This is a genomic window from Aquimarina rhabdastrellae, assembly GCA_947387485.1.
Classification (GTDB): domain Bacteria; phylum Bacteroidota; class Bacteroidia; order Flavobacteriales; family Flavobacteriaceae; genus Aquimarina.
In genome coordinates this window covers 626,296-639,352 of record CANDNT010000001.1, presented here as the reverse complement: position 1 = coordinate 639,352, position 13,057 = coordinate 626,296, and the positions used below count along the sequence as shown (strand labels likewise).

At 30.6% G+C, this 13,057-nt stretch carries 15 protein-coding genes; 13 read left to right on the top strand and 2 right to left on the bottom strand.

The features are described 5' to 3' along the window. The first annotated feature begins 66 nt into the window (after positions 1 to 66). The 11 genes from ACYEKI_RS02880 to ACYEKI_RS02830 all read left to right on the top strand — a co-directional run bounded on the left by ACYEKI_RS02880 (position 67) and on the right by ACYEKI_RS02830 (position 7,217). On the top strand, positions 67 to 600 hold the full coding sequence (locus tag ACYEKI_RS02880) for an FEKKY domain-containing protein (protein WP_459209652.1): 534 nt from the start codon (positions 67 to 69) through the stop codon (positions 598 to 600). Positions 601 to 671: 71 nt separating this feature from the next. Further along, positions 672 to 1,445 (top strand): SH3 domain-containing protein, encoded by a 774-nt coding sequence (locus tag ACYEKI_RS02875; protein WP_459209651.1) that lies wholly within the window; start codon positions 672 to 674, stop codon positions 1,443 to 1,445. A gap of 56 nt (positions 1,446 to 1,501) precedes the next feature. Next, positions 1,502 to 2,476, top strand: a complete 975-nt coding sequence (locus ACYEKI_RS02870; protein WP_459209650.1) for an alpha/beta fold hydrolase — start codon at positions 1,502 to 1,504, stop codon at positions 2,474 to 2,476. A gap of 190 nt (positions 2,477 to 2,666) precedes the next feature. Further along, positions 2,667 to 3,218: a hypothetical protein gene (locus ACYEKI_RS02865; protein WP_459209649.1), complete on the top strand. Its 552-nt coding sequence runs from the start codon at positions 2,667 to 2,669 to the stop codon at positions 3,216 to 3,218. 16 nt (positions 3,219 to 3,234) lie between these two features. Further along, positions 3,235 to 3,462 (top strand): hypothetical protein, encoded by a 228-nt coding sequence (locus ACYEKI_RS02860; RefSeq protein WP_459209648.1) that lies wholly within the window; start codon positions 3,235 to 3,237, stop codon positions 3,460 to 3,462. A gap of 60 nt (positions 3,463 to 3,522) precedes the next feature. After that, positions 3,523 to 3,825, top strand: a complete 303-nt coding sequence (locus ACYEKI_RS02855) for a MazG-like family protein (RefSeq protein WP_459209647.1) — start codon at positions 3,523 to 3,525, stop codon at positions 3,823 to 3,825. Between the two features lie 55 nt (positions 3,826 to 3,880). Beyond that, complete coding sequence (locus tag ACYEKI_RS02850; RefSeq protein WP_459209646.1) at positions 3,881 to 4,537, top strand: DinB family protein; 657 nt, start codon at positions 3,881 to 3,883, stop codon at positions 4,535 to 4,537. A 56-nt stretch (positions 4,538 to 4,593) separates the two neighbouring features. After that, complete coding sequence (locus ACYEKI_RS02845; RefSeq protein WP_459209645.1) at positions 4,594 to 5,151, top strand: hypothetical protein; 558 nt, start codon at positions 4,594 to 4,596, stop codon at positions 5,149 to 5,151. A 6-nt stretch (positions 5,152 to 5,157) separates the two neighbouring features. Next, the gene (locus tag ACYEKI_RS02840) at positions 5,158 to 6,075 is read left to right on the top strand and encodes a hypothetical protein (RefSeq protein ID WP_459209644.1); all 918 of its coding nucleotides are present in this window, start codon (positions 5,158 to 5,160) and stop codon (positions 6,073 to 6,075) included. A gap of 81 nt (positions 6,076 to 6,156) precedes the next feature. After that, positions 6,157 to 6,792 carry a hypothetical protein gene (locus ACYEKI_RS02835; protein ID WP_459209643.1) on the top strand — a complete coding sequence of 212 codons (636 nt, stop codon included), beginning with the start codon at positions 6,157 to 6,159 and terminating at the stop codon, positions 6,790 to 6,792. 65 nt (positions 6,793 to 6,857) lie between these two features. Then, on the top strand, positions 6,858 to 7,217 hold the full coding sequence (locus ACYEKI_RS02830; protein WP_459209642.1) for a hypothetical protein: 360 nt from the start codon (positions 6,858 to 6,860) through the stop codon (positions 7,215 to 7,217). Positions 7,218 to 7,221: 4 nt separating this feature from the next. Here the strand turns inward: ACYEKI_RS02830 and ACYEKI_RS02825 are convergent, their stop codons facing one another. Together ACYEKI_RS02825 and ACYEKI_RS02820 are read right to left on the bottom strand one after the other, a co-directional pair. Further along, positions 7,222 to 7,971 carry a C40 family peptidase gene (locus tag ACYEKI_RS02825; protein ID WP_459209641.1) on the bottom strand — a complete coding sequence of 250 codons (750 nt, stop codon included), beginning with the start codon at positions 7,969 to 7,971 and terminating at the stop codon, positions 7,222 to 7,224. A gap of 45 nt (positions 7,972 to 8,016) precedes the next feature. After that, entirely contained in the window at positions 8,017 to 9,195 is a 1,179-nt protein-coding gene (locus ACYEKI_RS02820) for an acetyl-CoA C-acyltransferase (RefSeq protein WP_459209640.1), read from the bottom strand. 147 nt (positions 9,196 to 9,342) lie between these two features. Here ACYEKI_RS02820 and ACYEKI_RS02815 point away from each other — a divergent pair, with 147 nt between their 5' ends. After that, the gene (locus ACYEKI_RS02815; RefSeq protein ID WP_459209639.1) at positions 9,343 to 11,388 is read left to right on the top strand and encodes an HD family phosphohydrolase; all 2,046 of its coding nucleotides are present in this window, start codon (positions 9,343 to 9,345) and stop codon (positions 11,386 to 11,388) included. 233 nt (positions 11,389 to 11,621) lie between these two features. Then, positions 11,622 to 13,010 (top strand): glycoside hydrolase family 71/99-like protein, encoded by a 1,389-nt coding sequence (locus ACYEKI_RS02810; protein WP_459209638.1) that lies wholly within the window; start codon positions 11,622 to 11,624, stop codon positions 13,008 to 13,010. Positions 13,011 to 13,057: the final 47 nt, after the last annotated feature.

Sequence of the window (13,057 nt, the reverse complement as noted above, 5' to 3'; positions counted from 1 at the left end):
CTTGTTAAAAGAATATTGTCAGTTCAAATGATTAATTAATTTTATGATCAAAACATTTAATATCAATTGAAAAGACTTATAAGCTATACATCACTGTTATTAGCAATTGTTTCAATAGGATTACTAATTTTTAATAATCAAGAGATTTTCTCTAAGAGATATGTTTTTTCAGAAATAAGATATGCTAAATTATTTTTTGGATTAGGTGTTTTATGTATAGTATGTTATTACCCTTTAAAGAGATGGAAAAAAGTAATAACTAAAATAATGCTTGTAGGATTTGGAATTAGTTTTATTCTAAATCTATCTGTTACCTTTCAAATATATGAATTTAAACGAATACAAAAGAAACTATCAATATATCGTGACCTGGAAACTTGTGAAGAAATGGAAAACCGTTTTTTGATTGATTTAAAAAATGATGAAATTAAATTTTTTCAGTTTGGAATTGGTTATGATGAAGAATTAGAGAAATCATTAAAGAAGTATAATATAGAAAGCTTTGGAATGGGGTGTATAATTCAATGGAAAATGATATGTTATAATAATTTAGTTGATGACTATATTATCAGAAAATATAAGGACACTCTAATAAATTAGTAAAATCAATAGATTTGTTAAAATAATATAGACTAGCTTAACCTATATAATCGAGCTGTATTCTCATCAATATGAAAAAAACGAATATTCTTTTATTATTACTATTACTTATAGTTTTTAGTTATGGTTATAGCCAAGAAACATTTATTGTAACAGCCGAAAATGGACTTATACTAAGAAATCAACCTAATGTAGATGGAGAAAAAATAGGTAAATTATATTTTGGAGCAGAAGTATCAATTGTAGAAAATACGAAAAAGACGCAAACAGTATTAGATAATGGTAAAATAATTAAGGGAGCTTGGGTTAAAATTACTTTTAAAAACGATCCAGTTTTTATTTCTAATGCCAAATTAGGATATGTTTTTAATGGATATTTGCAAAACAAGTCAAATGGATTAAAAACCATTGTAAACAAAATTGTTAATCACCCAGATTTACAACAATATAGTATAGCTCATGAAAAATCACCTTATTATATAACAGGTGATTTTTTTAATGATAAAATAAACGACATAGCAATACTACTTAACGATAAAGACAGTACTACCAAAATTGTTATTATCAATTATAGTCAACAAAAAAGAGAATTACACTTTTTAGGAAAAGAGAACGATCCATTTGATATTACAGATTATAATTGGGTAGGAATATTTAAAAAAGTAGAAAGCGGAGAGGTGTTATGGTCTAATTATGAAGATGATTTTATAGTATTTAAGGATGTTCCAGAAAGCAAAAAAGTTAAGCTAAGTTATGATGCAATTTATATTCATGCTTCAGAAAGTTGTGGAGGTGGATTTGTATATTGGAAAGATGGAAAATTTAATTGGCTACAACAAGAGTAATATTTTAAATTGGAATAATTATTGATTCCCTTTGGCAAATTCTTATAGCCAATAAAATGAAAAATCATTTACCAATGCTGTTCTTATGGTGTGTGTTATTAGCTAATATAACATATGCTTTAAGAGCTACAACACCGTTTATTCAACCCATAGATACCACAGAGCTAGTTACTATCAATAACAGTAAACAATATATCAGGATAAAAGGTAATGACGAAGAAAAACCAATACTCTTATATTTAAATGGGGGCCCAGGAGATTCTGTATTAAAGCAAATGGATCGTATGTTTGGTAAATTACAAACAGAGTTTGTGGTAGTGTTATGGGATCAAAGGCAGTCTGGTCAAACGACTAAGATAAAAACTAAAAACAAAGTTTTGCTTACGCAAGAGTTATTTCAACAAGATACGTATGCACTAGTACAATATCTTCTTAAAAAGTTTAAAAAAGATAAACTCACACTTGTTGGACATTCTTATGGAACTACATTAGGTTTTTTTATGGCAAAAAACCATCCAGAACTTATCACAAATTTTATAGCAGTTAATCCTATGGTTCATCAAACAGAAAGTGAAAGATTAACTTTAAAAGTGCTTTTAGAAAAAGCAAATTCAGATAGAAATACAAAAGCAATAAACGAATTAACCCAAGTACAAATTCCATTTAAAAATAGCGAGCAATTGTATTATGCAAGAAAATGGTTATTTGATTTTGATGGAAAACGTTTTGCAAAAAAGAAAGCATTTAAGAAACAGGTATTATCATGGGCAAAAATATGGTTACCATTATTTAAAGAGGCAAGTCAAGACAATTTATTAGTATCTGCTAAAAAACTGGATTGTCCTATATCTTTTATAATAGGAAAACAAGACTATCAATGTAACTATGCCTTAACAGAAAAATATTATAATCAGTTAGAAGCGCCAGAAAAACAATTAATTCCACTAGAAAAAGCAGGACATCTAATTCCGTTTCAAAACAACCAAGAATTTCAAACATTGATAATACAAAATACGGTAAGTAAAGAGTAAATTACAACTTATACAATAAAGGTTAATAAAAGCTAAGGTTATTTTGTGGGTAATAGTTAATTCAAAAAGCAACAAGTATAAATAATCAATAATTTGTTATTTTAGAGCCAAATAGACCTGCTAAGTTTTTTTAACATAGATGAGCCAATAAAGCTTAGATACTAAAAAAACGAGAATTAATATAAGCTCCATGACACGTCAAATTTCGGATACACTACTTTATGAAGGGAAAAAGTTTTATCTAGAAGAAGAGATATTAGAAAAGTATTTTAGAGTATTTCCTGAAAAGAAACCCAAAATAGTAGTGAGTTATACGGCTTTATGGAGAGGATATATAGCGACATTCGAAATAAGAGAAAAACAATTATTTATTAAAGAAATGGAAATGCTGACGAATACTAAATTCAAAACAAAATCAGTACTCAAAGAGGTATTCCCTAATAATAAATACGAATGGTTTTCTGGTATCATCGAATTAAATGGAGAAGAGAAGGATAGCGATGACAACCTTTATGAGTTTTTAGAAATTCATAAAGGTAATTTGATTAAAAAACGAATAATGACCTATGATGAGCTTCAGTTATTCAAAAAAGAGCAATACGAATATTTTATAATGTCTGATGATGTACTTCCTATATACGAAATGTTTAGAAAAAATAATAAAAGAATTACCGAAGAACGTATGAATGAGATTATAGAAGAGTTTATTCTTTTTTATACGAGAGAAGTCTACGCAGATTAAAAAACTATAATACTATATGGAATCCATTAAAGAATTTAAATATGTGTATGTCAATGAAGATGGTACTATTAGAGAATTGACAAAAGACGAACAAGAATATCTACAAGAAGAGTTTTCTCCAGGAGATGGCGCTAGACCATATATTAAAGATTCTTATGAAAGTAGAACACCAGATAAGAAAATCAGAGGATTTTTAGAGAGAACGAAAATACCTAAGCATATTGAAATTGCTAAAGCAAAGTAAGTACTCTAAATATTGTTCTAAAACAATAAAAAATGTAACACAAGTAAAATATAATAGTTAATGAAGTATAATGCATTAAAAGAACAGATTTCTCAAATGGATAAAGATAAAGGATGGGTTGATGCCCAACCTGGAGATCTGGCTAAATCAATAATGCTTGAAAGTGCAGAATTGCTAGAACATTTTCAATGGGATGATACCATAAGGTTAAGAAACCAAGAAGATCCCAAAAGAGATAAAGAGGCAATAGGTAAAGAAATGGCAGATATACTAATTTACCTTATTAAAATGAGTGATAGGATGGATATCGACTTATTAGAGGCTGCCTCAAATAAAATAAAAGAGATTTACAAAAGAAAATAATCAAGAATATAAAACAACAGATTTCTTTTTAGTATTAACAAAAATCAAAACAATAATGAACATCAACAAAGAACAATTTGACCGAAGAAAGTTTATCAAGAAAGCTTCGTTAGCTACATTAGGTACTACAGGATTACTAATGGGAACACAAGATATATCAGCGACTCCCTTGATGAGTCAAAACGATATGAATATTATAGGACCTAAAGAAGGATATAGTCCTCAAATAGGAACCTTAGTATCTATGATGAATTGGATGCGAAGTGTAATTTTGATGCCAGTAAAAGGAATGAGTGTTAAAGACTTGGATTTTTTGGTGGATGATAAAGCTAATACTATTGGTGCTATGTTATGGCATTTGGCTGCAACAGAAAGATTCTATCAAATACACACATTTGAAGGAAAAAGATGGGGGAATTGGAGTGCAAAAGATAAAAAAGAATGGAGTGTAGCTTCTGGATTAGGAGATAAAGCACGTAAAAAGATCAAAGGAAATACTTTAGAATTTTATTTAGAAAAGCTAGATACAGTAAGAGCGCATACCCTAGAAGAGTTTGCAAAACGAGATGATGAATGGTTAATGACAGTAGATGAAAAATGGCCTTGGGGACCAACAAATAACTATTGTAAATGGTTTCATGTATGTGAACATGAATCAAATCATAACGGACAATTTAAGTTTATAAAAAGCAGAATACCGTCAAAGGGTTAAAGAATAACATACAAAACAATCAAAGAACTATAGCATTAACCATATCAAAATAACAATTGAAATATACAGCATGCTTAAACGATTTATGGGATTACTTCTTCTTATGTGATCCTGTAAATTTGTCCAAATTCAAATTGGAGCAAGAATTATCAGATGATTTAATAAGCGAATTTACAAGCAACGCCAGTGGTGATTTGGCAGTAGAAAAAGGTGTTTTAATCCCGTTATCAGGTGTTGTAAATTATCCATACCATATATTTTTTCAAACAAAAGAGAATCAGTCGATATTTAAAGAGCAAAAACATGACTTACAATTTAAGAAAACAGGTTATGTTTTAGAGGTTTTAAGTGGCGAAATTTACCTACTTACAGTTCCTTATTTAAAGCAATGGACAACAGAAGAAGGTATAAAAACGCTACTATCAAATGGTATTAGACCTAAAATGACTATGGAAAATGGAAGATATACTGTAACAATTTTAGGAGGAGAAACATTACAAGATAGTGGGTGGGAGCCTACACTGGAATTTATCTTTAATAAGGTTGATAACGAAACTTTATTTAAGGTAGAAAATGTAGATTTTAAGTTTGAAATAAAGAGTAAGGAATATTAAGAAAACATGAAGAAAGTTATAATGAGTTTAATCCTAATAGGATCATTTTTTGATGCTTTTTGTCAGATCAACGTCAAGGATTCAACGGCACAAGTTATTGGGTACTGGAGCGTAGGAGATAAGCAGACATTTGATATAAGTTACGAAAAGTATAAAATAAAAGAGAAAGATACGACTGCTAGGTCGATGATAAAATACGAAGTAGATATCACGATTAAAGATTCTACAGCAAATAGTTATACTATAGAATGGTTATATAAAAACTATAAGATTGATACCACAAATGAATTTGAAAGAGAAATAGCTAAGATGTCAGAAAATATCTCGGTTTTAATAAAAACAGATGAATATGGTGCAGTAGAAGAAGTAATTAATTGGGAAGAAGTTAGGGATTACATAAAGAAAACGATAGAACCACTAAGAGAAAAGCTAAAAGAAGTATCGGGATTAGAACAAGTACTTAATAAAATGATGGTTACATATGATAGTAAAGAAGCTATTGAAGCCAATGCTATTAAAGATGCTATACAGTTTTATACATTTCATGGTGTACATTATACTTTAAAAGAAGAACTAAAAGGACAGATCGAATTTGCTAATAATTTAGGAGGAAAACCTTTTGATGCAGAAGTGACTTTTAGTTTAGACGAGATCAATGCAGAAGAGGATAACGTAGTGCTTAGAATGTATCAAGAAGTAGATTCTGATCAACTTACAAAAGTAACCTATGACTATCTAGAACGATTGGGTGTTTTTGGAGAAAATAAACCCGATAGAGAAAAATTACCTAAACTTACAACAGAAGTATGGACGGCTAGTAGAGTTCATGGTAATACAGGATGGACAACCTATAGTATAGAAACTAAAGAAATCAAATCTCAAGATGTAATTAGTATAGAAGAACGAATCATACAAATTAAATAGAAAGATTGATTTATTTATAAAATGAAATAGAATTAGAGCATAATGAGTATTTTTAAAACATATACTACCAAATTTATGTAGATGATATACGATATTAAATATAAAGATGTAATTGGGAATGATTTAACTATACAGCAATTAAAAAACTGTGAAGAATACCTAAAAGTATTTTATATACAAGAAAAAGAACATAAAGAAGAAATCTATTATAGAGGAGATTTAATGGGGATAAACCATTATAATCAAGAAAATGAAGAACATCAGGATATTATTAAATCATATCAATTAAATAAAGAACAATGGATTAATATTGTAGAATATGAATTGTTTTTGGACTATAAATTAGAACGAAAATACCATTATAGAATAGAAGGCAATTTAACAGGAATAGATCTAGCTTTAATAGCTCCTAATAATGATATTATCGGTCATGGTTATAAAGAAGCCGATGGAAGATATGATTATAGTCAAACAAAAAAGTATTATTGGGATAGAGCAATTAATACAAAAAGAGAGTTATTTGACTGTACTTATAGAGAAGATACAGGAACGTTATTAGAGTTGTATTGGAATAACTTTCATATAGATGAGGATGGTCAGGAATCTTTTGTACTTTTAAATACTAAAGAAGATATACAAGAGTTAAGAACCTTAACAGGAATGACTGAAGCTTTAGCAACATATTATATGCATGCAGACATAGTACCCGCTTTTTGATAGTGAATAATAAGCATACAAACGATAACGAATATTTTGATTAAAGTAGATTATAACCATAAGAAATGACGTATCCATTTTTTCTAGAAGAATTATATCCTATCACATTAATAGATAAAAAGATGTTTGGTGTAGATGCTTATTATATAGGAGATAAGATAATGTTTGTTTTAAAATGCAATGATAAGCATATAGAAGATAATGGAATATGGCTGGCTACTACAAAAGATAGACATGAAAAGTTAAAAGAGGTATTACCTAGTTTAAGAACTATACAAATGTATGGAATAAAGAGTTGGTTAATACTACCAGAAGACAGTGATACATTTGAAATAGAAGCGAGAAAAATAGCTACTATGATAAAAGAAAATAGCGATTTAATAGGAAATATACCTAAACCTAAAAAAAGAAAAGGTAGTAAATAGATTACTACACAATTCTTTTGATAACTCTTAGTTTGTGAGTGTGAGTACGTTTTTCGGCATTAAAGATACCTGTATGATCAATACGATCAACACGCACTTTACCATGCGCATGAATGATATAATGATCTTGCATAATGATCCCAACATGAATGATATTACCTTCATCATCATCAAAAAAGGCTAAATCACCAGGTTCACTTTCTTCAATAAAACTTAAAGCCTCACCTTGTGTTGCTTGTTGAGAAGCATCACGTTTAATTTTATGACCATTTAAGCGGTAAACCATTTGAGTAAAACCACTACAATCAAGACCAAAATGTGTTTTACCTCCCCATAAATAAGGTGCATTTAAAAATAAAAATGCAGTTTCGATCAATTGTTCTTTAGGTTGAACACCAGTAATGATCGTTCCCTCATACTGATGATTTAAGTATGTTAAAGGAGCCAACGAGGCACCAAGAGGAATAGGAATCAATTGATTGTCTTGAGTACTCACAAAATCGATAAGGTCGCCTACTAATTGAGGCGACATCTTATCAAAATTTTTATAATCTTCTTCAGTAACTTCTAAGTATTGTTTATTATCGATCCAACCCTCATATTTATCAAAGGCAAGACGTATGCGACTCCATTTTTTGCGTTGTTCTAACACTTTAAAATGCTCACCATATAAAACCTGAGAAACCATTTCACTAGTATCTTTAGGTTCTAATCTCAAAGCAACAATACTTAAATTACAGATGCCGTATTGCATATTCTGTTTAAATTATAGATCTTTAAATTCGTTGTGATAATCAGTCTATTGACGTTCGATTACCATAGCCGAAGCTCCACCACCACCATTACAAATAGCAGCAGCTCCTACTTTTGCATCATTTTGAGCCAATACACTCATTAATGTAATCAAGATACGCACTCCAGAACATCCAAGAGGATGACCTAAAGAAACAGCACCACCATTAACATTAGTATTAGTATCATTAAGACCCAAAATTTTCATATTAGCTAACCCTACAACTGAGAAAGCTTCGTTAAATTCAAAGAAATCTACTTGATCAAGAGCAACACCAGCCTTGTCTAAAGCCTTAGGTAAAGCTTTTGCAGGAGCAGTAGTAAACCACTTAGGCTCTTGAGCAGCATCAGCATAACCAGTAATTTTTACAAGAGGAGTTAACCCTAATTCTTTTGCTTTATCAGCACTCATTACTACAACAGCACCAGCACCATCATTAATAGTAGAAGCATTGGCAGCAGTAACAGTACCTTCTTTTGTAAATGCAGGACGTAAAGCAGGAATTTTTTCCATTTTTACGTTTTTATATTCTTCATCTTCTGTAACCATAACAGGCTCTCCACGGCGTTGAGGAACAGCAACAGGAACAACTTCGTCGGCAAATTTACCTTCGCTCCATGCTTTTGCAGAACGCTCATAAGATTGGATTGCATAAGCATCCTGATCTTCACGGCTAAATTCGTGCTCTGTAGCACACATATCAGCACAAACACCCATAGCGTTTTGGTCATAAGCATCAACCAGGCCATCACGTTGCATTCCATCTTCAAGTGTTTGAGAACCAAATTTGTGTCCGTTTCTCAAACGTACATAATGTGGAATCATACTCATGTTTTCCATACCACCCGCAACAACAATATCAGCATCACCTAATGCAATTGTTTGAGCAGCATGCATTACAGCTTTCATACCACTAGCACATACTTTGTTTACAGTAGTACAAGGAACATTAATTCCTATACCAGCACCCAAAGCAGCTTGACGAGCAGGAGCTTGACCGTTACCAGCTTGAACCACATTTCCCATAAAAACTTCTTGAACCAATGCAGGGTCAAGATTAATTTTTTCTAAGGCTCCTTTTATAGCGGTAGCCCCCAACTGTGTTGCAGGTACTGTAGAAAGACTTCCCATAAAGCTTCCTATGGGAGTACGTGCGGCTGATACGATAACAACTTCTTTACTCATATATATGGTTTTATTGAACTTTAGTAATGTTTTTTTGCGAATTTAAGGAATTTTTACAGGAAAAACACTACTTGAGCCCCTAAGTTCTTATAAGTGTATTACTGTTTAATTTTTTACTACTTTTGAAGTGGTGATATTTTAAACTGAATGAAAGATTATATAAATCGATTTTACAAAAATCAGTCCTTGATTTACAAGGTATTCCTCTTTATAACTACAATTATACTTATTGTATATCTTTTTCCGAAAGGAGGGATTTTTAAATATGAAATTGTAAAAGGGAAACCTTGGCAATATGAGAATTTATATGCCCCTTTTGATTTTGCTATAGCCAAAACTCCTGAAGAAATAGCTCAGGAAGAAGAACAAATAATCAATAATACCTTACCGTATTTCGAATTTGATATTGCAGTTGCAAATCATGCAAAACAAGAATTAAATACAGCATTTGATAAAAACTTAGCAATACTTAAAGAAACCGAAGTTGAAGTAGATGCAAAGCGATTTGCACAAAGAATACTTAATGAGATTTATCAATATGGGGTATTGACAGAGTCGTATTCATACCAACCAGAAAGAGAACTTTTTTTAAGTAAAAAGAATCAAGCAAAAAAAATCAAATACAAACAACTTTATACTACAAAAACATTAACAAGACTTATAGATCAGCGTATTGCAGAAAGTGAATTTAATAGCGTTAAAAATGAATTTATTGCATTGTTTTATGATATAGTTAGACCTAATGTATCCTTAAATAAAAAGCTTACAGAGAGTGAATTAGAAGCAGAGTTAAGTAAGCTTTTAATCACTAGAGGAAGTATAAAAAAAGATAGGAGAATTATAGCCAAAGGAGAAGTAGTTGAAGGAGAAAAACTCCAGATATTGACTTCGCTTAAAGCAGAATACGAATCACAGGTATGGAGTGAAAAAAACTATTATTGGATTGTTTTTGGATACAGTCTATTAGTGTCATTAGCACTATTGATGTTATTATTATTTATTCGTAAATACAGAACAGATATTTTTGAAAATAATACTAAGGTTACATTCATCATTTTTAACCTTTTGATGATGATATTGATTACGACTTTGGTTGTCAAATATCATATAGATTACGTATATATCATTCCGCTATGTATTTTACCATTAATATTAAAAGCTTTTTTTGATTCACGATTGGGATTATTTACCCATGTGATTACTGTATTAATTTTAGGATTTGTAGTACCTAATAGTTATGAATATATGTTCTTGCAAATTATTGCAGGGATAGTAACAATTTTAACGATATCAGAATCTTATAAAAGGGCAAACTTATTTATATCGGTTGGACAAATTACCTTAATTTATATCACATCTTATGTTGCATTTCACATCATACACGAAGGTAATATAGAAAACATAGAGGTATTTACAATAGGATTATTTGTTTTAGGAGGATTAGCTACCCTAATGGTACATCCATTAATTTATGCCTACGAAAAAGTTTTTGGATTAGTATCAGATGTATCTTTATTAGAGTTAAGTGATACCAATTCTAGACTATTAAAAGAATTATCAGAACGTGCACCAGGAACATTTCACCACTCTTTAAACGTAGCAAATATAGCCGAAGCCGCTGCAAATGAAATTGGAGCAAATGCAATGCTCGTGCGTGTAGGAGCATTATACCATGATATTGGTAAAATGTCTAATCCTACGTATTATACAGAAAATCAGGCAGTATCTGTAAATCCACACGATGTGTTATCTCCTAGAGAAAGCGCACAAATCATTATAGGGCATGTGATTAAAGGTATAGAAATAGCAAAAAAATACAAACTACCAGATCGTGTTATAGATTTTATCCGTACACATCATGGAACCAGTACGGTATATTATTTTTATAGCAAAGAAAAAGAAACTAATGCACATGTAGATATAGAAGACTTTAGATATCCTGGACCTAAACCTTTTTCAAAAGAAACAGCGATATTGATGATGAGTGATAGTGTAGAAGCAGCTTCAAAAAGTTTAAAAAACCCTACTAGTAGTTTAATTGATAGTTTCGTTGAGAAGATTATCAATAAACAAATGGAAGATGGTCAATTTTTAAATGCAGATATCACTTTTAAAGAAATACAACAAATCAAGAAGGTTTTTAAACGGAAACTTACCAATATATACCACCTTAGGATAGAATACCCTGAATAAAAATAGGGGAAAGACGGTATGCTGTAGGGGGAAATTCCCCTTGAGGATATGGTTGAAGCTTAATTTAGAATAAATAAGTGTACTTTTTTGAATTAACAACAACAAAGTTTTTGCGGAAAAACAGTAAAAACACCGTAAAAATAGAATTCTACCTGTAAAACCGATTTTTACTGATTGTTAAGAGCTAATCTTTTTCAATAGCTTTACTGTATAAACGTAACAAAATCAGTAAAATGAAAAACAATGTGCTCAACCTGCAAATCGTAGTACTATTTCTTCTTATTGTATGCTATAGTTGTACAAAAGAAGAGGTAAACGAGGTGCAGTTGACAAAAAACGAATTAAATGTTGAAGAACAACAAGAAGAACGTTACTCAGATCAAGAGTTGGACTCTATTCTAGAGATAGAAATTGATAATCTTTACACTAAGACGTATAAAAAGCCAAATGCTAAAAGAGTACCTAAAACTAATGCCAAAAAAGTTTACGTGCATTATATGCCATGGTTTCAGAGTAAGGATTATGATGGAGAATGGGGAATGCATTGGACAATGGCCAATCAAAATCCTGATATTATAGAAAATGGGAAAAGACAAATCGCATCATATTATTATCCCAAAGTAGGACCATATTCTTCAAATGATCCTCAATTACAAGAATATCATTTGTTGTTGATGAAAATGGCAGGAGTAGATGGAGTTATTTTTGATTGGTACGGAAGTAGAGATATAAATGATTATGCAGCTATTAAAAATAGTACAGAATCGTTTATTTCAAAAATTGAAGAAACTGATTTAGAATTCTCTATTATGTATGAAGATAGAGTAGTACAATTTAGTACAGAGCAAAAAGCTTCGGCAGAAGCCATTCAAATTATTAAAGATGATTTTGAATATGTAGAAAACAATTACTTTATAAGTCCTAATTATCAAAAGATAAACGGTAAGAATGTATTATCGATTTTTGGTCCAGAAAATGTAACTTCTCCAGAATCTTGGAGTGATATTTTAACCACTTTTGATACTTCGCCAGCTATATTAACATTATGGGGCGCAACAGAAAGAGTAGGAGGATTAAATGCTGGAGAGTATTCTTGGGTCGATAAAGGACATTTAAACACACAACAAGCATATTATGATTATGTAGTTGCAAATTGTGCATCGATAAAATTTGTCGAATTAGATATTGCTGTTGGAGCTGTGTATCCTGGATTTAATGCATTTTATGATGAAGGTGGCTGGGGCGATCAGGTAGATAATTTAAATTGGGAAATTGAACATGAAAATGCTTTTACAGAAACCTTATCATTTATGGATGATAGACCATGTGTTGATTTTGTTCAAGTGATTACTTGGAATGACTTTGGAGAAGGTACAATGATAGAACCTACAAAAGAATTTGGATATAGATATATTAATAAATTAAGTAAGTATACCGGTGTTGAAACTTCGCGAAGTCTTAGAAGATTACCAGAAAGCTTATATAAATTGAGAAAGAAATATCCTCATAATGAACTTATACAGTTATTATTAAACAGAGTACATGATTATATGCTAGACATGAATTACAGAAGATCAAGAATGCTTATAAGAGCAATAGAACGTTTTGGAAATTTTCTATAGGTAATAGAAAATAGGTTTATGTGAGAGTCAGTAGTTTTGTCATACAA